Origin of the sequence: Aminobacter niigataensis, from assembly GCF_014200015.1 — a bacterium.
In the GTDB taxonomy this organism is placed as follows: domain Bacteria; phylum Pseudomonadota; class Alphaproteobacteria; order Rhizobiales; family Rhizobiaceae; genus Aminobacter; species Aminobacter niigataensis.
The window spans coordinates 68,462-92,991 of sequence record NZ_JACHOT010000003.1 but is presented as its reverse complement, the minus strand read 5'-3'; the positions used below and the strand labels follow the sequence as shown (position 1 = coordinate 92,991).

The 24,530-nt window shown below is 63.9% G+C and carries 26 protein-coding genes and 1 tRNA gene; 21 read left to right on the top strand and 6 right to left on the bottom strand.

Going from position 1 to position 24,530, the window contains the following annotated elements; genetic code table 11:
* Window positions 1–19: 19 nt before the first annotated feature.
* The 3 genes from GGQ99_RS13500 (at window position 20) to GGQ99_RS13490 (ending at window position 3,229) form a co-directional block, all read left to right on the top strand.
* Window positions 20–625 (top strand): TRAP transporter small permease, encoded by a 606-nt coding sequence (locus GGQ99_RS13500; RefSeq protein WP_183262941.1) that lies wholly within the window; start codon window positions 20–22, stop codon window positions 623–625.
* Window positions 625–1,905, top strand: coding sequence for a TRAP transporter large permease (locus GGQ99_RS13495; RefSeq protein ID WP_108605507.1), 1,281 nt, complete (start codon window positions 625–627; stop codon window positions 1,903–1,905). Before GGQ99_RS13500 ends, GGQ99_RS13495 begins: the two co-directional genes overlap by 1 nt.
* 340 nt (window positions 1,906–2,245) lie before the next feature.
* Complete coding sequence (locus GGQ99_RS13490; protein WP_245439556.1) at window positions 2,246–3,229, top strand: LysR family transcriptional regulator; 984 nt, start codon at window positions 2,246–2,248, stop codon at window positions 3,227–3,229.
* Between the two features lie 381 nt (window positions 3,230–3,610).
* On the opposite strand, the gene GGQ99_RS13485 is transcribed toward GGQ99_RS13490, so the two are convergent.
* Window positions 3,611–3,700, bottom strand: a tRNA-Ser gene (locus GGQ99_RS13485).
* A 342-nt stretch (window positions 3,701–4,042) separates the two neighbouring features.
* On the opposite strand from GGQ99_RS13485, the gene GGQ99_RS13480 reads away from it, so the two are divergent.
* From GGQ99_RS13480 to GGQ99_RS13460, 5 genes are all read left to right on the top strand, one after another.
* Window positions 4,043–4,735: a hypothetical protein gene (locus GGQ99_RS13480; RefSeq protein ID WP_183262940.1), complete on the top strand. Its 693-nt coding sequence runs from the start codon at window positions 4,043–4,045 to the stop codon at window positions 4,733–4,735.
* A 91-nt stretch (window positions 4,736–4,826) separates the two neighbouring features.
* Window positions 4,827–5,147: a hypothetical protein gene (locus GGQ99_RS13475; protein ID WP_183262939.1), complete on the top strand. Its 321-nt coding sequence runs from the start codon at window positions 4,827–4,829 to the stop codon at window positions 5,145–5,147.
* 59 nt (window positions 5,148–5,206) lie between these two features.
* Window positions 5,207–5,872, top strand: a complete 666-nt coding sequence (gene msrA / locus GGQ99_RS13470) for a peptide-methionine (S)-S-oxide reductase MsrA (protein WP_108605504.1) — start codon at window positions 5,207–5,209, stop codon at window positions 5,870–5,872.
* A gap of 194 nt (window positions 5,873–6,066) precedes the next feature.
* Window positions 6,067–7,056, top strand: a complete 990-nt coding sequence (locus GGQ99_RS13465; RefSeq protein WP_108605503.1) for a BMP family lipoprotein — start codon at window positions 6,067–6,069, stop codon at window positions 7,054–7,056.
* Between the two features lie 101 nt (window positions 7,057–7,157).
* Window positions 7,158–7,529, top strand: a complete 372-nt coding sequence (locus GGQ99_RS13460; protein WP_108605502.1) for a VOC family protein — start codon at window positions 7,158–7,160, stop codon at window positions 7,527–7,529.
* 21 nt (window positions 7,530–7,550) lie between these two features.
* Here the strand turns inward: GGQ99_RS13460 and GGQ99_RS13455 are convergent, their stop codons facing one another.
* The gene (locus tag GGQ99_RS13455) at window positions 7,551–7,760 is read right to left on the bottom strand and encodes a SlyX family protein (protein ID WP_108605501.1); all 210 of its coding nucleotides are present in this window, start codon (window positions 7,758–7,760) and stop codon (window positions 7,551–7,553) included.
* Window positions 7,761–7,924: 164 nt separating this feature from the next.
* Between GGQ99_RS13455 and GGQ99_RS13450 the strand changes: the two genes are divergently transcribed.
* The 6 genes from GGQ99_RS13450 to deoA all read left to right on the top strand — a co-directional run bounded on the left by GGQ99_RS13450 (window position 7,925) and on the right by deoA (window position 14,496).
* A complete protein-coding gene (locus GGQ99_RS13450) occupies window positions 7,925–9,457 on the top strand; it encodes an ABC transporter ATP-binding protein (RefSeq protein ID WP_183262938.1) in 1,533 nt (510 codons plus the stop codon).
* Complete coding sequence (locus GGQ99_RS13445) at window positions 9,454–10,593, top strand: ABC transporter permease (protein WP_108605499.1); 1,140 nt, start codon at window positions 9,454–9,456, stop codon at window positions 10,591–10,593. The genes GGQ99_RS13450 and GGQ99_RS13445 overlap by 4 nt, the downstream gene beginning before the upstream one ends.
* A gap of 1 nt (window position 10,594) precedes the next feature.
* Window positions 10,595–11,566 carry an ABC transporter permease gene (locus GGQ99_RS13440; protein ID WP_108605498.1) on the top strand — a complete coding sequence of 324 codons (972 nt, stop codon included), beginning with the start codon at window positions 10,595–10,597 and terminating at the stop codon, window positions 11,564–11,566.
* A gap of 138 nt (window positions 11,567–11,704) precedes the next feature.
* Complete coding sequence (gene cdd / locus GGQ99_RS13435; protein ID WP_183262937.1) at window positions 11,705–12,097, top strand: cytidine deaminase; 393 nt, start codon at window positions 11,705–11,707, stop codon at window positions 12,095–12,097.
* On the top strand, window positions 12,094–12,900 hold the full coding sequence (locus GGQ99_RS13430; protein ID WP_108605496.1) for a purine-nucleoside phosphorylase: 807 nt from the start codon (window positions 12,094–12,096) through the stop codon (window positions 12,898–12,900). The genes cdd and GGQ99_RS13430 overlap by 4 nt, the downstream gene beginning before the upstream one ends.
* A gap of 276 nt (window positions 12,901–13,176) precedes the next feature.
* The gene (gene deoA / locus GGQ99_RS13425; RefSeq protein WP_183262936.1) at window positions 13,177–14,496 is read left to right on the top strand and encodes a thymidine phosphorylase; all 1,320 of its coding nucleotides are present in this window, start codon (window positions 13,177–13,179) and stop codon (window positions 14,494–14,496) included.
* 37 nt (window positions 14,497–14,533) lie between these two features.
* On the opposite strand, the gene GGQ99_RS13420 is transcribed toward deoA, so the two are convergent.
* Window positions 14,534–15,748 carry an MFS transporter gene (locus GGQ99_RS13420; RefSeq protein ID WP_183262935.1) on the bottom strand — a complete coding sequence of 405 codons (1,215 nt, stop codon included), beginning with the start codon at window positions 15,746–15,748 and terminating at the stop codon, window positions 14,534–14,536.
* 72 nt (window positions 15,749–15,820) lie between these two features.
* Here GGQ99_RS13420 and GGQ99_RS13415 point away from each other — a divergent pair, with 72 nt between their 5' ends.
* Window positions 15,821–16,771, top strand: a complete 951-nt coding sequence (locus GGQ99_RS13415; protein ID WP_183262934.1) for an AraC family transcriptional regulator — start codon at window positions 15,821–15,823, stop codon at window positions 16,769–16,771.
* A gap of 10 nt (window positions 16,772–16,781) precedes the next feature.
* On the opposite strand, the gene GGQ99_RS13410 is transcribed toward GGQ99_RS13415, so the two are convergent.
* From GGQ99_RS13410 to GGQ99_RS13400, 3 genes are all read right to left on the bottom strand, one after another.
* Entirely contained in the window at window positions 16,782–17,324 is a 543-nt protein-coding gene (locus tag GGQ99_RS13410; RefSeq protein WP_183262933.1) for a TIGR02281 family clan AA aspartic protease, read from the bottom strand.
* Window positions 17,325–17,426: 102 nt separating this feature from the next.
* Window positions 17,427–18,053, bottom strand: coding sequence for a uracil phosphoribosyltransferase (gene upp, locus GGQ99_RS13405; RefSeq protein WP_055981536.1), 627 nt, complete (start codon window positions 18,051–18,053; stop codon window positions 17,427–17,429).
* Between the two features lie 104 nt (window positions 18,054–18,157).
* Window positions 18,158–19,132, bottom strand: coding sequence for an adenosine deaminase (locus GGQ99_RS13400; protein WP_183262932.1), 975 nt, complete (start codon window positions 19,130–19,132; stop codon window positions 18,158–18,160).
* Window positions 19,133–19,241: 109 nt separating this feature from the next.
* Here GGQ99_RS13400 and ubiE point away from each other — a divergent pair, with 109 nt between their 5' ends.
* The 6 genes from ubiE to gstA all read left to right on the top strand — a co-directional run bounded on the left by ubiE (window position 19,242) and on the right by gstA (window position 24,305).
* Window positions 19,242–20,018: a bifunctional demethylmenaquinone methyltransferase/2-methoxy-6-polyprenyl-1,4-benzoquinol methylase UbiE gene (gene ubiE / locus GGQ99_RS13395; protein ID WP_183262931.1), complete on the top strand. Its 777-nt coding sequence runs from the start codon at window positions 19,242–19,244 to the stop codon at window positions 20,016–20,018.
* A 13-nt stretch (window positions 20,019–20,031) separates the two neighbouring features.
* Window positions 20,032–21,606, top strand: a complete 1,575-nt coding sequence (gene ubiB, locus GGQ99_RS13390) for a 2-polyprenylphenol 6-hydroxylase (RefSeq protein WP_183262930.1) — start codon at window positions 20,032–20,034, stop codon at window positions 21,604–21,606.
* Window positions 21,607–21,692: 86 nt separating this feature from the next.
* Complete coding sequence (locus GGQ99_RS13385; RefSeq protein ID WP_183262929.1) at window positions 21,693–21,953, top strand: FitA-like ribbon-helix-helix domain-containing protein; 261 nt, start codon at window positions 21,693–21,695, stop codon at window positions 21,951–21,953.
* Window positions 21,950–22,348, top strand: a complete 399-nt coding sequence (locus GGQ99_RS13380; RefSeq protein ID WP_183262928.1) for a type II toxin-antitoxin system VapC family toxin — start codon at window positions 21,950–21,952, stop codon at window positions 22,346–22,348. The genes GGQ99_RS13385 and GGQ99_RS13380 overlap by 4 nt, the downstream gene beginning before the upstream one ends.
* 9 nt (window positions 22,349–22,357) lie before the next feature.
* Window positions 22,358–23,575 (top strand): bifunctional phosphopantothenoylcysteine decarboxylase/phosphopantothenate--cysteine ligase CoaBC, encoded by a 1,218-nt coding sequence (gene coaBC / locus GGQ99_RS13375; RefSeq protein WP_183262927.1) that lies wholly within the window; start codon window positions 22,358–22,360, stop codon window positions 23,573–23,575.
* Between the two features lie 124 nt (window positions 23,576–23,699).
* Window positions 23,700–24,305: a glutathione transferase GstA gene (gstA, locus tag GGQ99_RS13370; protein ID WP_183262926.1), complete on the top strand. Its 606-nt coding sequence runs from the start codon at window positions 23,700–23,702 to the stop codon at window positions 24,303–24,305.
* Window positions 24,306–24,530 lie beyond the last annotated feature (225 nt).

The following is a 24,530-nucleotide window of genomic DNA, read 5'->3' as shown; positions in this document are numbered from 1 at the left end:
TGAATCAGGAGAATTTTTCATGACCGTTCGAGATGGCGGAGCGCCTGACGACCTCGCCCGCGCGATAACCAAGGCGTCGATCGAGGCAGAACTTTCAACTACGGTGGACGAAACCGGTATCGACAAATGGATAAACAGCGTCGTGGAGTTTTTCGGCGTTGTCGTGCTCCTCGCCATCACGCTTCTGGTTTTCGCCAATGCGGCCCTGCGCTACACGTTCAATTTCGGCATCATCTGGGCCGATGAAGTCGTGATAGCTCTGGTGCCGTGGCTGGCGATGCTGGGCATGTTCCTGTCGGTACGTCGGCGCGAGATCATCCGCATCGGCTCTCTGGTGGACCGTCTGGCGCCACGCTCGCGCCGCTTGCTGCGGATCGTGACGGAACTCGCCTCCACGGCAGCCTTCGGCTACCTGACCATAATGTCCTTCAACTATCTGTTGCTCTTCGGTTCGGATCGCTCCGTCTATCTGGACATGTCGGCAGGCTGGTTCACCTCCGCCATGTTTATCGGGGCAGGACTTGTCTGTCTGGCCTTCCTCGCTGAAGCGGTAAGTCATTTCCGCCGCGGCGATGACGATAAGGAGATCGACGCGCAACATCCCGTGACTGCCGGAGGACTGTGATGATCGGCGCTTCCATCGGTATCGTCTCGCTCGTCGGCTTTCTCGTCGCGGGTGTCCCCATGATCGCCGCGCTGATGATCGCGGTCAGCATCAGCCTTTTCCTCGGCAATCAGTGGGGACTGGTTCTGCCACAGAACATGGTCGCCGGCATGAGCAGTTATACGCTCATTTCGTTCCCGCTCTTCGTGCTTGGCGGCATCTACATGAACGCCGGCGGAATATCCGGCAAACTGTTCAATTTTGCCCGATCGCTGGTCGGCTGGATGAAAGGCGGCCTGGCACAAGTCGACGTGCTGACCAGCATCTTCTTCGGCGGCATGGTCGGTTCTTCCACGGCCGACCTTGCCGGGAGTGCCTCGATCCTCATCCCTGAGATGAAAAAGGAAGGATACAGCGCGCCATTTGCTGCGGCTGTCAGCGCCTCGTCGGCCGGTGTGGGGCCTCTGATCCCGCCAAGTTCACCTGCAATCCTGTATGCAGCCGTTACCGGTACCTCGCTAGGTGCACTATTTTTGGCCGGGCTTATCCCGGGTCTGCTCCTTGGGGCATGTTTCATGATCGCCGTCGGCTATCTCGCGCGCAAGAACGGCTATCCGACGTTCGGCCGATTTTCCTTTGCCGAGTTCTGGCGCACGGCACTCGCGGCCAGCCTTGCCTTCGGCATGCCGGGCATCATCGTTGGCGGATTGGTACTCGGCATTTTCACACCTTCTGAAGCCGGCGCTTTCGGTGCGGTCTACGCTGCATTCCTGTCGCTGTTCGTTTATCGCTCGCTTGACTGGAAGGGCCTCTACCGGGCAACCGTGGCTGGTGTTCAGCTTTCGGGTGAGCTGCTTCTCATCGTCAGCTTGTCGGCGGCCTTGGGTTCGGTGCTGTCGGCCGCGCATGTACCGGCAGCCCTGGCATCGCTGATCGATGTCCTGCCCATCGGCGACAGCACCTTCATGCGCCTTTGCGCGCTGATGGTCGTAGCGATCATTGCAGGCATGTTTCTCGATCCGTTGATCCCGGTCCTGGTGCCAATTCTACTGCCGACGCTTATTGCCTTCGAAATCGACCTCGTGCATTTCGGCGTGCTGATGGTCATGGCCGTTGTCATCGGACAGGTGACACCGCCGGTCGCCATGTCGCTCATGATCGCCGGTCGCATAGCCAAGTGTGATCAGATCGAGGTGTTCCGGGCCAACATGCCATTCTTCATAGTGACATTGTTGTTCACGGTGCTTTTGATGGCGGTTCCGGAGCTGGCGACGTGGTTTCCGAACTTGATGGCGGACTAGTCAGACTGATGAGGCAGAGCCGTGAGCTTCCACGGCACTGTTGTCGATAGTGCCCGAACGGGTATGCCACTGACATGGAAAAGGGACCGATCGGACCCTTTTCCGGTCCTGCCGGGAGCCGAAGCTGATCCTATCGGTCGGCGAACTCACCAGGTGGAAGTTGTGGGAGCCGCAACTGGACGCTTACGTGTCGCGCGGGATCAACCCGTCGGTCGCGCCGTCCTATGGAGTGCCGCGATCTGTAAGGGCGCCGACGCCTTGACAGTAAAATTCACAGCCGCCATCGTCCGCGATGGTTTCTTACGCAATCGTCCAACCGGCGCCGCGAGGAATACCTAGCTTGAATACCAACCTAGCTCAGGGCCTTGTGAACGATCTCGATTTACGTACCTTTTCGATGCGGTTTACGTTGCGGCAGCTCGCCTACTTCGTGGCTGCGGGCGAGGTGGGTGGAGTTACTCTGGCCTCGGAACGCATCAACATTTCCCAGCCAGCTATTTCGGCTGCCATCTCTCAGCTCGAAGCCGAGTTTGGCCTCCAACTCTTCGTCCGCCATCATGCGCAGGGATTGTCCCTGACGCCGGCAGGTCAACGCTTTTTGCATGCCGCCAAGGCACTTCTGCAGCAGGCCGAGAATATTCATGGCATTGCCGACGAAGTGACTCAGTCTGCTTCTGGCCCCCTGAATGTTGGCTGGTTTCGTACTCTCTCGCCGATGCTCATTCCCGAGCTCTGCAAGAGGTTCATGCTTCAAAGCCCGGCAGTCAGACTGCAGGTCTGCGAGGAGGACGAAGCCACATTGATGGCGAAGCTGCGTCGGGCAGAGATCGACTTGGCACTCACCTATGCCATACATCTCACCGACGACATCGCCTTCGAGCCGCTGGCAGAGCTGCCGATCTACGTTCTATTGGCTTCGGACGATCCGCTTGCGCAGAGAGAATCGATCTCGCTATTTGAAGTCGCCGCAAAGCCGTTCATTCAGCTGGATATGCCGCTAAGCAAGGAGTATTTTCTCTCGCTTTTCATGATGGAGGGCCTCACTCCGTACATTGCGGCAAAGTTTGAGTATCCCGAGACAGTTCGTAGTTTCGTAGGTTCTGGCTTTGGCTATTCACTGACGACAGCGAGGCCAATCAGTATGGTTGCCCTCACTGGCAAAGGCTTGTCCTATGTACGGCTGCAGGGCGATTATCCCCTTATGGTTCTCGGCATTGCAAGCCTGAAGGGGTTGCGCATGACACGTGCTGCAGAGAGCTTCGTAGACATTTGCCGCGCGCTGATTTCGACTAAGGATCTGCCGGGCATGTCTCCTTGGCGCTGAGCTGTTGAGTGAGGGCCTGCGCCTGCCCGGCTTGTTTGAAAGCCCCGCAACATCGACATGCCCCACTCGGATCAGTGCGCGTGTTCGATCGAGCCTTGCGACATGACGCGCGCCAACCTGGAAATCGTCAGCCAGCAGCACGCTCGCACGGTCGCCCGCCAAGCCTGCCTCCGCGCCGAGCTGCTGGGCCTTGCGGAAAATCACAATGCCGGACAGCCGGGTGATGCGGGTCAACGATCCCGACGTCGCCGTCATCCTCGAGGGAAAACAGGAGCCGCTCCGAGGCCCTTGCAGGCCTGAAGTCGCAACAGCCTACGTCCCAGCGACTTTAGGCGAATGCTCGGAAGCATAAAAGACAAATGATTACAATTATTTAGGGGATGGCGGAGAGAGCGGGATTCGAACCCGCGTTACGGTCTCCCGTAAACACACTTTCCAGGCGTGCGCCTTCAACCACTCGGCCACCTCTCCGCATGCGCGCTTTGCGCCGGCTGGTTATGCCGGGCCGGTTGGGAGTGCACGCATCTCCTTGGCGTCGGCTCGTTGAGCCGTCATTCGGGTGCGGCCAACCTGCCGGGCACCCATCGCCTGCCACCGAACACATTGAGCATCCGACTGCGGGGCTCATCTAGTCGATCCTGCGCCACTTGCCAAGCGCTGACGTGGCAAATGTTATCAGGCAAAATGATCGGGGTCGCGCGCAGCACCACGAACGGGGCGGGCCGCGACCGCAGGGCGATGGTCCAGGGCCGTGATCGGCCTTCTTGCAAGTGGCTGGCGCTCTGTCACAAAGTGCGGGGCAGGGGAGATTCGATGCCGTCCGAGAACGAACCGTCCGGCTGGGACATCTGGCGCTGGCTGCCGGTGGCATGGCTTTGCCTTGTCATGGCGCTCAGCGCACGCGGCATCGACGCCAGCATCGGCATCATGCTGGATTTCTCGATGCCGGCGGCGGTGTTGTACCTGATTTATGCCTCGGTCGGCTTCAGCGCGGTGACCATCGCCTGGGGGATTTATCTGCTTGTCCTTGCCTACAATCGCGATGTTCGCTTCCCGCGCAACTTCACCATCTGGCAATGGACGATCATCGCCTTCCTGGTGGCCAAGCAGATCTATGTCCTTGTCATGCCCGACTTCGCCTTTGGCCTTGTCGGTCTCGCCTGGGACGGCGGCGAGATCGCGATAGGCCTTGTTATGATCTGGCTGGTCAGCCGACAGGATCAACCGCGTGCCTTGGTAGGGAATGACGAACGCGCCCGTCCCGGCCTGCTGGTTTCGCTTTTCGCTGGTCTTATCGGCGTCATCGTCGGCGGGGCGGTCGGTGCAGTGGCCGGGCTTGCGGCCGGCACCGGCATTTCCGAGGTCACCGACATCAGCTGCTTCGAGGGCGCTTGCGGCTACTTCGTAGTGCTGGTCGGCCTGGTCGGCGGGCTGATCGGCGCGATAGGTGGCGGCATCTTCGCCGTTTGGCGCATCAATCGCCGCAGGCCCAAGGTCGCCGCCTAGCCATTTGCCTGTCAATTCGGCGTGTCCGTGATTGCGCCCGGGCGCCGCACACCCTATTTCTGCTGTCGAAACCGGTATCCTAGGGCCTCGCATGATCCGCTTCGTGTTCCGACTTGCCGCAGCGATCGCGCTTTCGGTGGCCGTCATCATGGCAGTGCTCGACGCCACCCGCACGGTGGCCGTGTCGCGGCTGGTGATGACCCCGCTCGACACCAGCTGGCAGACGGCCTCGCCGAGCACGCTTGCCGCGACCGAGGCTTTCGTCCGCGAAAAGACGGGCCCCGCATTGTGGGATGCGGCCATCGTGCCGGTGCTCAATCTTCCCGGCTTCGCGGTCTTCGCCGTCCTGGCTTTCCTGCTCTACGCGATAGGCCACAGGCGGCGCCCGGGCCGCTTCACTGCCGAAGTCTGACCGCCGGCCGCTGCCGCGGCGCGACAGGGTTTCGGCTCTATGAGAAAGGCAGACTCCCGATGTTTTTCCTGAGCGACATGCTGAACAAGAAGCTCAAGCTGCCGGTGCCCGGCGAGGCACTGCCCGGCCGCGAGCGACCGCTTCCGACCGCCAACAAGCATCATGTCTCCAAGCGCCCGCTCAAGGGGCCTTACCCCGAGGGGTTCGAGCAGGCGCTGTTCGGCCTCGGCTGCTTCTGGGGCGCCGAGCGGCTGTTCTGGCAGACGCCAGGCGTCTGGGTGACGGCTGTCGGCTATGCCGGCGGGCTTACCCCCAATCCGACCTACCAGGAGACCTGCACCGGCCTCACCGGCCATGCCGAGGTCGTGCTTGTCGTCTTCGACCCCAAGGAGGTCGCCTACGCCGATCTGCTGAAGATCTTCTGGGAGAGCCACGACCCGACGCAGGGCATGCGCCAGGGCAACGATGTCGGTACCACCTACCGCTCGGCGATCTACACCTTCTCCGACGCCCAGCAGGCGGAGGCGATCGCCTCGCGCGATGCCTATCAGGCGGCGCTCAAGGGGGCGGGGCGCGACAAGATCACCACCGAGATCGCAGCCGCGCCGGAGTTCTATTTCGCCGAAGAGGATCACCAGCAGTATCTGGCCAAGAATCCCTATGGCTATTGCGGCCTGAAGGGCACCGGCGTTGCTTGCGCGATCCCTCAGCGGGCCGCCATTTAGGCATTCGTTTCACACACCATTTGCGACGCCTGTGCATTTTTCCAAAAGGTCAAGATTCCGCGTGAATTTTGTCTTGGCCCGTGCAAGAAATGGCTATGCGTGGGGGGATAGGGCCCTCGCCATGTGCTGTGCGGCAACCGGAGGAACGGTGCGTGCGGCGATCGCAAAAAGACAACCGACAGGGTGTGGATCACATGAAACGTATCGTTCTCGGCCTTCTGGCGGCTACCGCCATGTGTCTTCCGGCGTTTGCCGCTGATGTCCAGCCGGCACTGCTCTACGATCTCGGCGGCAAGTTCGACAAGTCGTTCAACGAAGCGTCCTTCAACGGCGCGGAAAAGTTCAAGGCCGAGACCGGCATCTCCTATGTCGAGTTCGAAGTCTCCAATGCCTCGCAGCGCGACCAGGCGTTGCGCCGCTTTGCCGAGGACGGCCGCAACCCGATCGTCATGGCCGGCTTCGCCTGGTCCGAGGCGCTCGACAAGGTGGCGACCGACTATCCGGACCTCAAGTTCGCCATCATCGACATGGTCGTCGAAAAGCCCAACGTGAAGTCGATCGTCTTCAAGGAACATGAAGGTTCCTACCTCGTCGGCGTGATGGCGGCGCTCGCCTCCACCACCAAGAAGGTCGGCTTCGTCGGCGGCATGGACGTTCCGCTGATCCGTAAGTTCGGCTGCGGTTACGTTGGCGGCGCCAAGGCTGCCGGTGCCACCGAAGTCATCCAGAACATGACCGGCGACACGCCGGCTGCATGGAACGACCCGACCAAGGGCGGTGAAATCACCAAGACGCAGATCTCGCAGGGCGCCGACGTGGTTTACGCCGCTGCCGGCGGCACCGGCGTCGGCGTGCTCCAGGCTGCGGCAGATGCCGGCAAGCTCGGCATCGGCGTCGATTCCAACCAGAATGGCCTGCAGCCCGGCAAGGTGCTGACCTCGATGCTCAAGCGCGTCGACGTTGCCGTCTACAACGCCTTCATGGATGCCAAGAACGACAAGTTCGAAGGCGGCATCAACAATCTCGGCCTCAAGGAAGGCGGCGTCGACTACGCCATGGACGACAACAACAAGGCGCTCGTCACCGACGAGATGAAGGCTGCGGTCGAAAAGGCCAAGGCCGACATCATCGCCGGTACCGTCCAGGTCCACGACTACACCTCGGACGACAAGTGCCCCTATTGATCGGCTGAAGACCGGAAATGCGAACCACCGGGCTGTGCCTGGTGGTTCGTTTCGTTCAGGCAGGAGAATTTCACGGAGCTCGCCACCGGCGGGAGGATGTGATGGCCAAGGTCACCGGCATAGGCGGTTTCTTCTTTCGCGCCAGAGAGCCCCAGTCGCTCGCCGCCTGGTACGAGAAGCATCTCGGTATCCTCGACATCGCCAAGGAAGTCTGGAAGCAGCAGGCGGGTCCGACCGTGTTTGCACCCTTCAGCCACGACACCGACTATTTCGGGCGCGCCGAACAGCAATGGCTGATCAACCTGCGCGTCGACGATCTCGATGGCATGATGGCCGACCTCACGGCGGCGGGAATAGCAGTCGAGACGCGTGCCGAATGGGATTCCGAGGTCGGGCGCTTCTGCCGCATCCACGATCCCGAGGGCAACCCGATCGAGCTGTGGCAACCGTCTGATGCGGCCGGCCTGACCTGAAAGCCTTGGCAGCGTGCGGTTCTACCAGTGCGGAGGTTTCGTCACCGGCGTGTCGGGCAGGGTCTGCTCCTCGAGGACGAGGAAGCGGTCGGCCAGCGCGTCGAGCTTCTTCTGCAGGCGGTCGATCACCTTCCACTGCTCCGCGACCTGGCCCGAAAGCTCCTCGATCACGTGCTCCTGTTCGGCATTGCGGATTTCCAGCGTCGTCAGCCGATCCTGTGGCGTGGTCATGGTCAATGCTCCTCGGTCCGCAATGGTCGGGACCAGTTGAAAGTGGGCATCCGCGCCCGGTTTGTCGAGTACGGGAGCCGAGCCGATTGGCAGGGCAGGGCGACCGTGCTAGCTCTTCGGACAAGCCATAACAAGAACATAAGAACCTGAGGTGGGACGGTCGAATGGCTGAAAATGCGATCGAGCTGATCGGCATCAACAAGAGTTTCGGCGCCGTGCGCGCCAACCGCGACATCGCGCTCGAAATTCCGCGCGGCACCATCCACGGCATCATCGGCGAGAACGGAGCCGGCAAGTCGACGCTGATGTCGATCCTGTACGGTTTCTACCAGGCCGACAGCGGCGAAATCCGTGTCAACGGCAAGCCGACGGCGATCAAGACACCGAACGACGCCATCGCCGCCGGCATCGGCATGGTCCACCAGCACTTCATGCTGGTCGAGAACTTCTCGGTGCTGGAGAACGTCATCCTTGGCGCCGAGGGCGAGGCCCTGCTGACGAAGTCGATCGCCAAGGCGCGCTCGGAACTGCGCCGCCTGGAGAAGGAATACGGCCTCGAGGTCGATCCCGACGCGCTCATCGAAGAACTGCCGGTCGGGCTCCAGCAACGCGTCGAAATCCTCAAGGCGCTTTATCGCGGCGCCGAGATACTGATCCTCGACGAGCCGACGGGCGTGCTGACCCCGGCCGAGGCCGACCACCTGTTCCGCATCCTCGAGCAGCTCAAGGAGCAGGGCAAGACGGTGGTGCTGATCACGCACAAGCTGCGCGAGATCATGGCCATCACCGATAATGTCTCGGTCATGCGCCAGGGCACGATGGTGGCGACACGCAAGACCAGCGAGACCACGGTCGAGGAGTTGGCCGAGCTGATGGTCGGCCGCCGCGTCCTGCTGCGCGTCGAAAAGGGCGAGGCAAAGCCCGGCGCGGTCAAGCTTGCGGTCAAGAACCTGACGGTCAAGGACTCGCGCGGCGTCACCATGGTCGACGACGTCTCCTTCGACATTCGCGCCGGCGAGATCGTCGGCATTGCCGGTGTTGCCGGCAACGGCCAGTCAGAACTGATGGAAGCCGTTTCCGGCATCCGCAAGGCGGTGTCCGGTACGGTCATGCTCGATGGCACGCCGATCGACCTGACCGGCCAGGCCGACCCGGGCGAACTGCGCGACCGTGGCCTCGCCCATGTGCCGGAGGACCGGCATCACGTCGGCCTGGTGCTCGCCTTCGACGAAAGCGAGAACTCGATCCTCGGCTATCACGACAAGCCGCAATATCTGAAGGGCCCGTTCCTCAATCTCGAGGCGATCCAGAAGGACGCGCAGGACAAGATCGAGAAATACGACATCCGCCCGGCCAATCCCCGGCTCAAGACCGCCAATTTCTCCGGCGGCAACCAGCAGAAGATCGTGCTCGCCCGCGAGATCGAGCAGGACCCCGGCGTCCTGATCGTCGGCCAGCCAACCCGCGGCGTCGATGTCGGCGCCATCGAATTCATACACAAGCGGCTGATCGCCATGCGCGATCAGGGCAAGGCCGTGCTGCTGATCTCCGTCGAGCTCGACGAGATCCGCTCGCTCTCCGACCGCATCCTGGTGATGTTCGCCGGCCGCGTCGTCGGCGAGCGCGGACCCGAAACCAGCGAAGGCGAGCTTGGTCTGCTGATGGCCGGCGTCGAGCACAAGGAAGCCGCCGAATGAGCACGCCTTACGCAAAACTGCCGGCATGGGCCGACTACGGCCTCATTCCCCTCATCAACCTGCTTGTTGCCTTTGCGGTGGCCGGCCTTGTGGTGCTGCTCGTCGGCGAAAACCCGCTGCGTGCCGCCGTCATCCTCGTCGAGGGCGCTTTCGGTAGCGGCCAGGGCATTGCCTACACGCTCTACTACGCCACCAACTTCATCTTCACCGGCCTTGCTGTGGCGGTCGCCTTCCATTGCGGCCTGTTCAACATCGGCGGCGAAGGCCAAGCCTATATCGCCGGCCTCGGCATCGCCATCGTTGTCCTGGCCTTCGACAGCACGCTGCCATGGTGGGTCGTCTTCCCGATGGCGATCATAGCCTCGGCGCTGTTCGGCGCGCTGTGGGCGCTGATCCCGGCCTATCTCCAGGCCAAACGCGGCTCGCACATCGTCATCACCACCATCATGTTCAACTTCATCGCCGCCTCCGTGATGGTCTACATGCTGGTCAACGTGTTGAAGCCCGCCGGGTCGATGGCGCCGCAAACGCGCCAATTCCTCGAAGGCGGGCAACTGCCCAAGCTCGGCTGGCTGCTGGCCGAGTTCGGCCTCAAGGTCAGGCCGTCGGCGCCGCTCAACATCTCGTTCCTGCTGGCGCTGGCCATGGCCTTCCTGGTCTGGGTGCTGATCTGGCGCACCAAGCTCGGCTACGAAATCCGCACTTACGGCTTCAGCTCGAAGGCTGCGCGTTATGCCGGAATTTCGGAAACCCGCATCATCATCGTCACCATGCTGATCTCCGGCGCCCTGGCCGGCATGATGGCGCTCAACCCGATCATGGGCGACCAGCACAACGTTCCGCTCGACTTCGCCGGCGGGGCCGGTTTCGTCGGTATCGCGGTTGCGCTGATGGGCCGCTCGCATCCGGTCGGCATCGTGCCGGCGGCGATCCTGTTCGGCATGCTCTATCAGGGCGGTGCCGAACTCGCCTTCGAGATGCCGAACATCAGCCGCGACATGATCGTCATCATCCAGGGCTTGGTCATCCTGTTTGCCGGTGCGCTGGAAAACATGTTCCGCCCGACGATCCAGGGCATCTTCGCGAGCTTCAGTCCACGATCGGTCGGCATCGCGGCCAAAGGGGAGCGTGCCTGAAATGGAATTCGTCGACACGCTCATCAACATCCTGAACTCGACGATCCGCGTTTCGGTGCCATTGCTGCTCGCCTGCCTGGCCGGCCTCTATTCCGAACGCGCCGGCGTCTTCGACATCGGCCTCGAGGGCAAGATGCTGGCCGGCGCCTTTGCCGGTGCTGCTGCCGCTGCCGTCTTTGCCTCGGCATGGATCGGCCTGCTCGTCGCCGTGCTGGTCTCGGTCGGCATGGCGCTGATCCACGGCTTTGCCTCGATCACCCACCGGGGCAACCAGATCGTCTCGGGCGTTGCCATCAATTTCATCGCCGCCGGCTCGACGATCATCCTCGGACAGGCCTGGTTCCAGCAGGGCGGCCGCACGCCCTCACTGCCGCCCGAAGGTCGCTTCGGCGCCATCCACCTGCCGGGTGCCGATGCCCTGCGCGATGTGCCGATCATTGGCCAGCTCTATTCCGGCCTGCTGTCGGGCCATTCGCTGCTGACCTACGTCGCCTTCCTGGCGGTGCCGTTCACCTGGTGGGTGCTGTTCCGTACCCGCTTCGGCCTGCGCCTGCGCGCCGTCGGCGAAAATCCGGCAGCTGTCGACACGGCGGGCATTTCTGTCGCCTGGCTGCGCTATCGTGCGGTCATCTGCACCGGCATCCTGACAGGCCTAGCCGGTTCCTACATGGCGCTCGCCCAGAACGCCGGCTTCGTCAAGGACATGACCGCCGGCCGCGGTTACATCGCGCTCGCCGCCCTGATCTTCGCCAAGTGGAAACCGGTGCCGGCGATGTTCGCCTGCCTGCTGTTCGGCTTCCTCGACGCGCTGTCGATCCGCCTGCAGGGCTCGCCCTTGCCGGTCATCGGCAAGGTGCCGGTGCAACTGATGCAGGCGCTGCCCTACATCCTCACCGTCATCCTGCTCGCCGGCTTCATCGGCAAGGCCATCCCGCCGCGCGCCGGCGGCGTGCCTTATGTCAAGGAGCGCTGAACGTGGTCGCATTTACCCCCACCCCTAACCCCTCCCCACAAGGGGGAGGGGAACAACGAAGCGCCACCGCCAAGTTCCCCTCCCCCTTGTGGGGAGGGGCTAGGGGTGGGGGTATCCATTCAGTTAGGTGCCTCCGCCATGAGCCATGACCTTTTCGAAGCCGCCCGCGCCGCCATGGCCAAGGCCTACGCACCCTATTCGAAATTCCCGGTCGGTGCGGCACTGCGCACCGAAGACGGACGTGTCTTTGCCGGCGCCAATATCGAGGTCGCCTCCTATCCCGAGGGCTGGTGCGCCGAGACCACGGCACTTGGCCACTACATCATGGCCGGCGGCGGCAAGATCACCGAGATCGCCGTCGTTGCCGAGCGCATGGCCCGCATCACCCCGTGCGGCGGCTGCCGCCAACGCCTCGCCGAATTCACCAGCCCCGACACCAAGCTCTATCTCTGCGACGATGCCGGCATCGTCGAAACCGTGACCATGGGTCAGATGCTGCCTTATGGCTTCGAAGGCGAGATGCTCAAATGAAGGAAGCCGTCGATCGCCTTGTCGAGCAGCTCGACGGTCTCGCCCCGGCAACCGCCATGGTGCTGGGCTCCGGCCTCGGCGGTCTCGTCGATGAGGTCGAAAACGCCGTTCGCATTCCTTACGCCGCCTTGCCCGGTTTCCCCAGGAGCGGCGTCACCGGTCATGCCGGCGAATTGGTCGCCGGGCTGTTTGGTGGCCGGCCTGTGGTCATGATGGCCGGCCGTGCCCATTATTACGAGCATGGTGACGCCTCGGTGATGCGTCCGGCGCTCGAGACTCTCGCCGGTATCGGCGTCACCAAGCTGGTGCTGACCAATGCGGCGGGCTCTGTCGATCCCGAAATGCTGCCCGGTTCGATCATGCTGATCGAGGACCACATCAATTTCGCCGGCACCAACCCGCTGTTCGGCGAGCCCACCGACCGCCGCTTCGTCGGCCTGACCGAGGCCTATGACGGCCGCCTGCGCAAGGCCTTCGAGGCCGCCGCCGATGCCGCCGCGATCGAACTGCACAAGGGCGTCTACATGTGGTTCTCCGGCCCGTCCTTCGAGACCCCGGCCGAGATCCGCATGGCCCGCATGTTCGGCGCCAATGCAGTTGGCATGTCTACCGTGCCGGAAGCGATCATCGCCCGCTTTCTCGGCCTTCGTGTCGTCGCCTGCTCGGTCATCACCAACCTTGCCGCCGGCATGACCGGCGCCGAGCTGTCACATCGCGAGACCAAGGACATGGCGCCCATCGGCGGCGCCCGCCTCGCCACCGTGCTGCGCAAGGCCTTCGAGAAAGGCTCGTTTGATGAGTAAGCGTTGGGTGGCGCCGGCGAGGAACGCTGCGTTCCTTCACGCCCCCCTCTGGCCTGCCGGCCATCTCCCCCTCAAGGGGGGAGATCAAGCCTTAGCAGACGCCTCGCCCAATCGTCAGCGGCAGAATGGAATCTCCTTGTCGGCCAAAGTGCCCCAAGTTGCAGGAATTGGCGCGGCGTTGACGAGACTGATCTCCCCCCTTGAGGGGGAGATGGCCGGCAGGCCAGAGGGGGGCAACATGGAGCGCCAACCTTCGCCGACCGCGAGCGCCTTCTGATGCTCCCCCAGGAAATCATCCGCCGCAAGCGCGACGGCAAGCCGCTGGGCGCCGACGAGATCAAAGCCTTCGTCGGCGGCGTCACCTCGGGCACAGTCTCCGAAGGCCAGATCGCGGCCTTCGGCATGGCTGTCTTCTTCAACGGCATGAGCCGCGACGAGGCTGTGGCGCTGACCATTGCCATGCGCGACTCCGGCGATGTGCTCGACTGGTCCGACCTGCCCGGTCCCGTCACCGACAAGCATTCCACCGGCGGCGTCGGCGACAACGTCTCCTTGATGCTCGCCCCCATCGTCGCCGCCTGTGGCGCCTATGTGCCGATGATCTCGGGCCGTGGCCTCGGCCATACCGGCGGCACGCTCGACAAGATGGACTCGATCCCGGGCTATGCCAGCCAGCCCGATCTCGCGCTGTTCCGGCGCACGGTGCGCGAGGCCGGCTGCGCCATCATCGGCCAGACCGCCGACCTCGCCCCTGCCGACAAGCGCTTTTACGGCGTCCGCGACGTCACCGCCACGGTCGAATCCGTGCCGCTCATCACTGCCTCGATCCTGTCCAAGAAACTGGCCGCCGGCCTCGGCTCGCTGGTGCTCGACGTCAAGCTTGGCAACGGCGCCTTCATGGAAAAGACGCGCGACGCATCGGCACTCGCCACCAGCCTCGTCGAGGTTGCCAACGGTGCGGGCCTCAGGACCACGGCGCTGATCACCGGCATGAACGAGCCGCTGGCCTCCGCCGCCGGCAATGCCGTCGAGGTCCAGAACGCCGTCGATTTTCTCACCGGCCGCTTCCGCGATCCGCGCCTCGAGGAGGTCACGCTGGCGCTCGCCGCCGAGATGCTGCTTTCGGCCGGCCGGGCCACCTCGCAACGCGAGGGGTTGGCGCGGGCGCGCACTGCGCTCGACGATGGCACCGCCGCCGACATCTTCGGCCGCATGGTCTCAATTCTGGGCGGGCCGGCCGACTTCGTGGCGAACCCGCCCAAGTACCTGCCCAAAGCAGATGTAGAATTCGCCGTGACGGCCCCGCGCAACGGCTTCGTGACTGCCATCGCCACCCGTGACGTCGGCCTTGCCGTGGTAGCGCTCGGTGGCGGGCGCACTCGGCCGCAGGACAAGGTCGACCACGCCGTTGGCATCACGCGGCTGCTGCCGGTGGGTGCGGAGGTCAACAAGGGCGACACCCTGGCACTCGTCCATGCCCGCAGTGCTTCCGATGCCGAGGCCGCCGCAGCCGCCGTGCGCGCCGCCTACGGTCTTGGCGAGGCAAAGCCCGCTGCCGCCAAGGTCATCGCCAGGCGCATCGCGCCGCGCAGCTAAGTCTGGCCACGCGGCGCCAAAGGCACGTCCAGTATCATCAGCGTGCGTGCTTGCGGCCGAAGCAGGCGACGGCCAGTGCGGCCAGAAGTGTGGCTGCGGCGCTGTAGATGAAGGCGCTGTTGACGCCGGTGTTGTCCACGAGCAGGCCGCCGAAGACAGCGCCCAGCGCGATCGCCACCTGGAACGTCGCCACCATCAGGCCGCCGGCGCTTTCAGCCTGGTCGGGCGCGGCACGTACCATCCACGTCTGCACGCCCACCGGCACGGCCCCGAAGGCAAAGCCCCAGGCAGCGATGGCGATGGTCGAGATAGTCGGCGACACGCCCGCGAGCAGGAGCGCGAGTGCGGCAATCGAGATGAGCAGGGGAGCCAGCGTCACCGCCGACTTCAGGCTGCGCTCGGCAAGGAACCCGCCGCCAAGATTGCCGAAGAAGCCGCCGATGCCGAACGCCAGCAGCACGAGCGAGATGGTCTCGATGCCGAGCGCCGGCACCTGTTCGAGGAAGGCACGGAAATAGGTGAAGCCGGCGAAATGGCCCGACGCGGTCAGGATCACCAGGAGCAGGCCGACCCGGATCATCGGGTTCTTGCTCACGTCGAGCAAGGCGCCGAAGCTCGCAATGCCGATGGGCGGCAGCTTAGGCAGCGTGGCGAATTGCACGATCAGCGTGACCACGCCGACGCCTGCCGCGATGACGAAGGCGCTGCGCCAGCCCCAGACATCGCCGACATAGGCGCCCACGGGTGCGGCGCAGACAGTCGCGACCGACACGCCGGTCAGGATGATCGACATGGCGCGCGGCAGCACATCGCTGGGCACCAGCCGCATCGCAATTGCCGCCGACATCGACCAGAACCCGCCAAGCGCGATCCCGAGCAGCACGCGAGCGAACAGCAGCGACGGCAGCGACCAGGCAGTGGCTGCAAGCAGGCTCGAGACGACCAGAAGCACCGACAGGCCGATCATCACGTGCCGCCGGTCGATCCGTTTTGTCGCAATGGCCATGGTAGGTGCAGCAATGGCGCCGACGATTGCTGTTGCGGTCACCGCTTGCCCCGCTGTTCCTTCGCTGATGCCCAGATCCTGGGCCAGCGGCGTCAGCAGGCTTGCCGGAAGAAACTCGGCCGTGACAAGGCCGAACACCCCGAGCGACAGCGAAACCACAGCGCCCCACTTGGGTTCCGCACGCTCCGCGGGTCTCGATTGCTGGAGTGGGATACCGTCCAGTGTTGCGGCCGCGATATCGTTCATGGTGGGTCTCCGATTGTGATGCGGTGCAAGATGGGGCTGGAGATTTGGCGTTTCCATGCTAGAAACGCCAGCATGAATGATCATTCGTCCAAACTTTCCGGCGATCCTTTGACCGACATCCTGCGCGGCCTTCGTCTCGAAGGTGTCGAATACGGCCGCTGGGAACTGAAGGAGCCGTGGAACATCGAATTCCCGGCCCAGGCCACGGCGCGGTTCTATTTCGTCGGCCAGAAGGCTTGCTGGCTGCGCCAGCCGTCGGGCGAATGGGTCGAACTTAAATGCGGCGACGCTGTGCTTCTGCCGCGGGGCGCCACCCATGCACTGGCGAGCGAACCTGGCGCCAGATCCTCGCCTGTCAACGGCTACGAGATCCGGGAGGTCTGCAAGGACGTCTTTTGCCTGTCGACGCAAGGCTGCATGCCGGGCACGCTCCTCTTCTGCGGCAGCATGCATTTCAACCTCGACGGTCTCCATCCGCTGCTCGGCATGATGCCCGATGTCATGCGCACCACCGAACTCGTGGCCCACGATCCCGGCATCACGGACCTGTTGGAGGCCATGGCGCGCGAGGTTCGCCTCGAGCGCGTCGGTTCCGCCGGTATCGTCGCAAGGCTTGCCGACGTGCTCGCCGCTATCATCATCCGCTCGTGGGTCGAGCGCGGCTGCGGCGATTCGAGCGGCTGGATAGCGGCAGTCCGGGACCCCAAGGTCGGAAGGGTGCTCGCTGCCATCCATCTCGAACCGACCCGCAACTGGACGGTCGAGGCGCTGGCCCGGATCATGGGCGCTTCGCGCTCGGGCTTCGCCGATCGCTTTGCCGCCATCGTCGGCGAAACGCCGGCGCGCTACGTCACCCAGGTCAGGATGCATCAGGCCAGGCAGTGGCTGGTCCGCGACCGTCTCAGGATTTCGGTCGTCGCCTCACGGCTGGGCTACGATTCGGAGGCGGCGTTCAGCCGTGCCTTCAAGCGTGTCATCGGCCAGCCGCCCGGCCACTTCAGGACATCGGACCCGGCGTATTGAGCCGAGCGTCCTACTGCACTAGCAGCAGCGCGCCGTCCTCGACCTGGTACTTCTTCAGCCGCGACAGGAAGCTCATGCCGATCAGCGTGCCTTCGAGCGCCTTGTCCTCGAGCACGACCACCGGAACGTCGTCGACGCTGATGCGCCCGATCTGCAGCCGCTCGATGCGCGCCACGGCCGCCTTGGCCACGCCGTTGGCGGTGTTCACCTCCCGGGTGAAGTCGCCCGCCGCGACCTTCACGCCGGCGCGCCGCGCCGTCGAAAGGTTGATGGCGACCAGCGTCGCACCTGTGTCGACCATGGCCTCCACAGTGCGGCCGTTGAGCTTGAAGCTTGCGGTGAAATGCCCACGCATGTCGGCGTCGATCGTGACGCGCCGGCCCGCCGTCGATGCGGTCGCCGCGCTGACGGCCATCGGCTGCGGCGCAGGGACGTTGCCCGCCGCACTCGTTCCCAGCAGCGTCTTCAGCGTATCGCCGTGCTTTTCGTAGAGCGACGGCAACGACGCCGACGCGCTGGCGCAAAGGCCGAATATGATGATCTTACGCAGCATGGTGACGCCTCGAATTCAGGCGTCACCCTAGGCCGTGGATGGTGATCGCGCCTTTAACGGCGCCACCCCAATGGCAAAGGCGGTAAACCGTGGGTTAAGCGCCTATTTGGTGCCGTACATGCGGTCGCCGGCGTCGCCGAGGCCGGGGATGATGTAACCCTTGTCGTTGAGCTCGCGGTCGATCGAGGCGGTGAACACCGGCACGTCGGGATGCGCCTTGGTGAAGCGCTCGATGCCCTCGGGCGAAGCGAGCAGGCACAGGAAGCGCAAATTGGTGGCGCCGCGGCCCTTCAGCTTGTCGATGGCCGCGATCGCCGAATTGGCCGTCGCCAGCATCGGGTCGACGACGATCACCAGGCGGTCGCCGAGATCGCTTGGCGCCTTGAAGAAATACTCGACAGCTTCCAGCGTCTCGTGGTCGCGGTAGAGCCCGACATGGGCGACGCGCGCCGCGGGCACCAGGTCGAGCAGGCCTTCGAGCAGGCCGTTGCCGGCGCGCAGCACCGAGGCGAACACCAGCTTCTTGCCTTCGAGCGTCGGCGCTTCCATCGTCTCGATCGGCGTTTCGATCATCTTGGTGGTCAGTTCGAGGTCGCGCGTCACCTCATAGCCGAGCAGCAGCGAAATCTCGCGCAGCAGGCGGCGGAAGCCGGCCGTCGAGGTTTCCTTGTCGCGCATGATGGTCAGCTTGTGCTGGACAAGCGGATGGTCGACGACGGTCACGGTCATGGGTGTACGCTCCTGGAACTCGGAAAATTGACGCCATTCTATCGGCTGGCGCGCTGCCGACCAATGTCGCACCAGCCTTGAACCACAGTTTTGTCGGCCGAAATTCAGCGTTTATGGCCGTCCAGCCGGGCCAGCAGCGCCGATTTTGTCTTGCGGTCGACGAAGGCCGCCTCGATCGCCGTCCGTGTCGTCGCCATCAGCGCCTTTTCGTCCATGCCGAAATGCTCGGCGGCGAGGTCGTATTCGCGCTTCAGGTTGGTCCAGAAATAGGGCGGATCGTCGGAATTGAGCGTCACCTTGCAGCCGGCTTCTCGCAGCTTGCGGAACGGATGCTCGCCGAAACTATCGAACACCTTGAGCGCGATGTTCGAGCCCGGGCAGATCTCGAGCACCACGCCCTCGTCGGCAATGCGCTTGACCAGGTCGGGGTTCTCGATCGCCCGCACGCCATGGCCGATGCGCGACGGGCGGATGTGGTCGAGGGCTGCGGCCACGCTCTCCCAGCCCATCAGTTCGCCGGCATGGATGGTGATGCCGAGGCCGGCCTCGCGGGCGATCTCGAAGGCGCGGACATAGTCCTCGAAGTCGCCCATGCGCTCGTCGCCGGCAACACCGAAGCCGGTTACCAGCGGATGGTTGCACTTGGCCGCGAAGCGCGCGGCCGCCTCGATCGATTCGACGCCGACATGGCGCACGCCGGTGACGATCATGCGGCCTTCGATGCCGGTCTTGGCTTTGGCCCGTTCCATGCCTTCGCCGAGCGCGTCGGTATAGGCCTTGGGCGACAGCCCCGCCTTGATGGCGTGGTCGGGGGAGGTGAAAACTTCCGAATAGATGGCGCCGTCGCGGGCAAGGCTCGTCAGGTAGTGTTCCGATAGCCTGGCATAGTCCTCTTCGGTACGGAAAAGGTCGGCGGCGAAGTCGTAAGCCGCGAGAAAGGAGGTGAAGTCGTTCCAGACGAAGGAGCCGTTCTGGATGAAGGGCGAGACGTCCTTGCCGTATTTCTGCGCCTGGCGGATGACGAGTTCGGGTGCGGCCGCGCCTTCTATGTGGCAGTGCAGCTCGGCTTTCAAAGGCATTCGTTGTTCCTTGTCTGTCGGCGCGGGCGCGGCCTAAAACCGCGCCTCAAACAATAGCGCCCGCTGGTGTGATCGGCTATGGTCCCGCCGGATTTGATTGGACAACAAAATGTCAGAACAACGGACGACAGCTGTCGGCGGCATGGAAACTTCCTACGGTTTCCGCAATGTCGGTGCGGGCGACAAGCAGGGCCTGGTCAATGAGGTCTTCCACAAGGTCGCCAACCGCTACGACATGATGAACGACCTGATGTCGGGCGGACTGCATCGGGTGTGGAAAGACGCCATGGTCGCCTGGCTCAATCCGCCCAAGCGTCCCGGCTGGAAGGTGCTCGACGTGGCCGGCGGCACCGGCGACGTTGCCTTTCGCATCATCGATGCCTCGCATGGCAACGCGCATGCGACCGTGCTCGACATCAATGGCTCGATGCTTGGTGTCGGCCGCGAGCGCGCTGAAAAGCGCGGGCTCGCCGGCAAGACCGATTTCGTCGAGGCCAATGCGGAGGAATTGCCCTTCGCCGACGAGACCTTCGACGCCTATACGATCGCCTTCGGCATTCGCAACGTGCCGCGCATCGATGTGGCGCTGTCGGAAGCGTACCGCGTGCTCAAGCCTGGCGGACGCCTGCTGGTCCTCGAATTTTCCGAGGTCGACATGCCGCTGCTCGACAAGGTCTATGAGGCCTGGTCGTTCAACGCCATTCCCCGCATCGGTCAGGCCGTTACCGGCGATGGCGAGCCCTACGCCTATCTTGTCGAATCGATCCGCAAGTTCCCCAACCAGCAGAATTTTGCCGCGATGATTTCCCGCGCTGGCTTCGATCGCGTCACCTTCCGCAATTATACCGGCGGCATCGCAGCGCTTCACTCGGGCTGGAAGCTTTGACGGACGCCGCGCGATGAGCAGTATCGGGGCGTCTTTCCGGCTCGCGCGCGCGGGCTGGGTTCTGGTGCGCGAGGGCGTGGTCGCGGCTTTGCCGGGCGACCAGCTAACTGGCTTGCCGAAATTCGGCTGGCGCGTGGCCAGGCTGCTGACCCGCCGGCGCGCGCTCAAGCGCGTCCGCAGCGACCGCCTCGCCAATGCCGTTGCCCGGCTTGGGCCGTCCTATGTCAAGCTTGGTCAGTTCCTGGCGACCCGTCCCGACGTCGTCGGCGACGACATCGCGCTCGACCTCGCCCTTCTCCAGGACAGCATGGCGACCTTCCCGATGTCGGAAGCCGTCGCCGCCATCGAAGACTCGCTCGGCCGCAAGGTATCAGATCTCTACATCAGCATCGACGCGCCGATCGCTGCGGCTTCCATCGCCCAGGTCCATCCGGCCGAGGTGGCGACGCCGGACGGCCAGCGCAAGGTCGCGGTCAAGATCATCCGCCCCGGGGTCCGCAAGCGCTTCTTCCAGGACCTCGAGAGCTATTTCCTCGCCGCCCGGCTGCAGGAACGCTACGTCCCCTCGAGCCGTCGTCTGCGTCCGGTCGAGATCACCGAGACGATGGCCCAGACCACCAAGATCGAAATGGATTTCCGGCTCGAGGCGGCCGCCTATTCCGAGCTCGGCGAAAACACCAAGGACGATCCTGGCTTCCGCGTGCCGGCAGTCGACTGGGAGCGCACCGGCCGCGACGTGCTCACCATGGAGTGGATCGACGGGGTCAAGCTAAACGATATCGAGGGGCTCCGCGCCGCCGGCTTCGACCTCAAGGCGATTGCCGCAACGCTCGTCCAGTCGTTCCTGCGTCACACGCTGCGCGACGGCTTCTTCCATGCCGACATGCACCCCGGCAACATGTTCGTCGACGCCAAGGGTGACATCGTTGCCGTCGATCTCGGCATTTCCGGCCGACTCGGCAAGAAGGAGCAGCGCTTCCTCGCCGAGATCCTCTACGGCTTCATCACCCGCAACTACATGCGTGTTGCCGAAGTGCATTTCGAAGCCGGCTACGTGCCGCGCCACCACAATGTCGCGGCCTTCGCCCAGGCCATCCGCGCCATTGGCGAGCCGATCCACGGTCAGCCGGCCGAGACGATCTCGATGGCCAAGCTGCTGACCCTGCTGTTCGAGGTCACCGAACTGTTCGACATGGAAACGCGGCCCGAACTGGTGCTGTTGCAGAAGACCATGGTCGTTGTTGAAGGCGTTGCCCGCACGCTCGATCCTGCGTTCAACATGTGGAAGACCGCGGAGCCCGTGGTCGGTCACTGGATATCAGGCAATCTCGGCCCGCAGGGCCTGCTCATCGACGCCCGCGATGGCCTCGGCGCGCTGATGTCGCTCGTCCGCCAGGCGCCCGATCTCGCCGCCCGCACCGAACGCCTGTCGCGTCAGATCGACGCCATGGCCGAGAACGGCCTGCGTTTCGATCCCGAGACCGCCAAGGCCATCGGCAAGGCCGAGGCGCACTACAACCGCTCCGGCCGCATCGCGCTCTGGATCATCGCGGCGACGCTGGTTTTCCTCGCTTGGCAAATCACCTGATCGGACAATGATAGCATTGCTAGCAGTGCTATCATTGAATGCAGCCGCCGACGGCGCTATCTTTGGGCAGAGACTGGAGCCGTGCCATGGCCACGCTGGTGATCCGCAACCTCGATGACGATGTGAAGCAGGAGCTGCGCACGCGCGCCGCCGCCCGCGGCGTGTCGATGGAGCAGGAGGCGCGTGACGTCATCACCCGCGATGTCAGGAACGGCAATCGCCGCCTGCTCAAGGTCTCCTTCGACGACATCATGAGCCTGTCCCGCAAGCCCGCCGCGCCGATAGATTCCAAGAGGGTGCAGGACGAGGTCTGGGACTATCTCTACGAGTCCGAACGTTCCCGATGATCGTCATCGACACCTCGGCATTGTTCGCATTTCTTGCGGCCGAGCCTGAGGCCGAGGACGTGGCCCGTGTCATGTATGGTTCGCCGGTTCTGGTGTGTGCGCCGACCTGGGCCGAAACCGGCATTGTCGTTTCGAACCGGCTTGGGCCGGACGGCCTGGATCGCCTGCAACAGCTTGCCCAAGCGCTGCAGTTCGACGTCGCCTTCGATCGCGGCCTCGCCGACGCTGCCGTCGATGCGCATCGCCGCTTCGGCCGGGACTCGGGGCATCTGGCCAATCTCAACTTCGGCGATTGCTTCGCCTATGCCCTGGCGAAAACCCGGAACGTCCCACTGCTTTTCAAGGGCGACGATTTCATCCATACCGACATCGTGCCGGCGCTGAAGCCGGCCTGAGGGCCAAGCATGATCCTTTCCGGCAAGCGCATCCTGCTCATCATCGGCGGCGGCATCGCGGCCTACAAGTCGCTCGACCTGATCCGGCGGCTGCGTGAGCGCGGCGCTTCGGTGCGGGCGGTCATGACCTCGGCTGCCCAGCAGTTCGTCACGCCGCTGTCGGTGGGTGCGCTGACCGCCGACCACGTCTTCACCGATCTCTTCGACCGCCAGGACGAGCAGGATGTCGGCCACATCAGGCTGTCGCGCGAGGCCGACCTGATCGTGGTCGCGCCCGCCACCGCCGACCTGATGGCCAAGCTCGCCAACGGCCATGCCGACGATCTCGCCTCCGCCGTGCTTCTTGCCACCGACAAGAAGGTGCTGCTGGCGCCGGCCATGAACCCCCGCATGTGGTCGAACCCGGCGACGCGCCGCAACCGCGCCACGCTGGAAAAAGATGGTATCCATTTCATCGGCCCGATGAAGGGCGAGATGGCTGAGAGCAACGAGGCCGGCGAGGGCCGCATGGCCGAGCCGCTGGAGATCGTGGCGGCCATCGAAGCGCTGCTCGATAGCAAGCCGAAGCCGCTGTCGGGCAAGAAGGTTATCGTCACCTCGGGGCCGACGCACGAACCCATCGATCCGGTGCGCTACATCGCCAACCGCTCGTCGGGCAAGCAGGGCCATGCGCTTGCCGCTGCCCTGGCCCGGCTCGGCGCCGACGTCCGCCTCGTCTCCGGCCCGGTCACCATTGCCGATCCTGCCGGCGTGAAGACCGTGCATGTCGAGAGCGCGCGCGAGATGCGTGACGCCGTCGAGCAGCTTCTGCCGGCTGATGCCGCGGTCTTTGTCGCCGCCGTTGCCGACTGGCGCACCGACAATGCCGCCGGCGAAAAGATCAAGAAGGTGGCGGGCGAGGGCGCACCGACGCTCAAGATGGTCGAGAATCCGGATATCCTCGCCGGCGTCGGTCATCACGCCAGGCGACCATTCCTCGTCGTCGGTTTCGCTGCCGAGACCCAGGACGTGCTCAAGAACGCCCAGGCCAAGCTGGCGAAGAAAGGTGCGGATTTCATCGTCGCCAACGATGTCAGCCACGAGGGCGGCGTCATGGGCGGCGACCGCAACCGGGTCCGCATCGTCAGCAAGGGTGGCGTCGACGAATGGCCGGATCTTTCCAAGGAGGAGGTCGCAACGCGGCTGGCCGCACTCATTGCCGAGAGGCTGAAGACGATCACTGTGTAGCGGCGCGCGATTTCAAGATCGCGATCAGGTTGCAGCGGCAGACATAGTGTTCACCGATTGGGTGCTTTGCCGCCTCGCCCGCGCATGCGAGAGGAGGGCCCACCCATCCGGAGTTCTCCTTGAAATGAAGCTTTTCTATATGCCCGGCGCCTGCTCGCTGGCACCCCACATCGTCGCCAACGAAGTCGGCATCGACCTCGATCTCGTCAAGGTCGACGGCAAGACCAAGACCACCGAAGCCCAGCAGGATTTCCTCGCCACCAACCCCAACGGCTATGTGCCGGCGCTCGTGCTCGGCGACGGAGAGCTGATGACCGAGGCCTCGGTGCTGGTCCAGTACCTTGCCGACCAGAAGCCCGAGAGCGGCCTGATGCCCAAGGCCGGCGACATGGCGCGCTACCGTGTCCAGCAGTGGCTGGCCTTTGTCGCCACCGAGCTGCACAAGGTCTTCGGCGCCTTCTTCAAGCCCAACACGCCCGAGGCCACCAAGGAGATCAACCGCGAGCTTCTCGCCAGGCGCCTCGCTTATGTCGACGCCAAGCTCGATGGCCGTTCCTACCTGATGGGCGATGCCTTCACTGCCGCCGACGCCTATCTCTGGACGATCCTCGGCTGGGCCAAGCATGTCGGCATCGACCTGTCGTCCTTCACCAACATCCAGCGCTATCTCGGTACCGTGGCCGCCCGCCCAGCGGTGCAGAAGGCGCTGCGCGCCGAAGGCCTGGCCTGACGTATTGCTTGCCGCTCTACTGATGCGGCAATCACATGCTGTGACCACAGAAAACGGCCCCAGGCATCCGCCTTGGGGCCGTTTTCTTTATGAAATTCCTATTTCTTTCAGTGCGCCGCTCTCTCGAACCTTAATGCGGTTCTGCCCCAGATTCCCCCTGACATCGACAGTTCTGCCGACGGCGCCCGCAACGCAGGCGCCGTCGCGTCGTGCATCGACCCAACG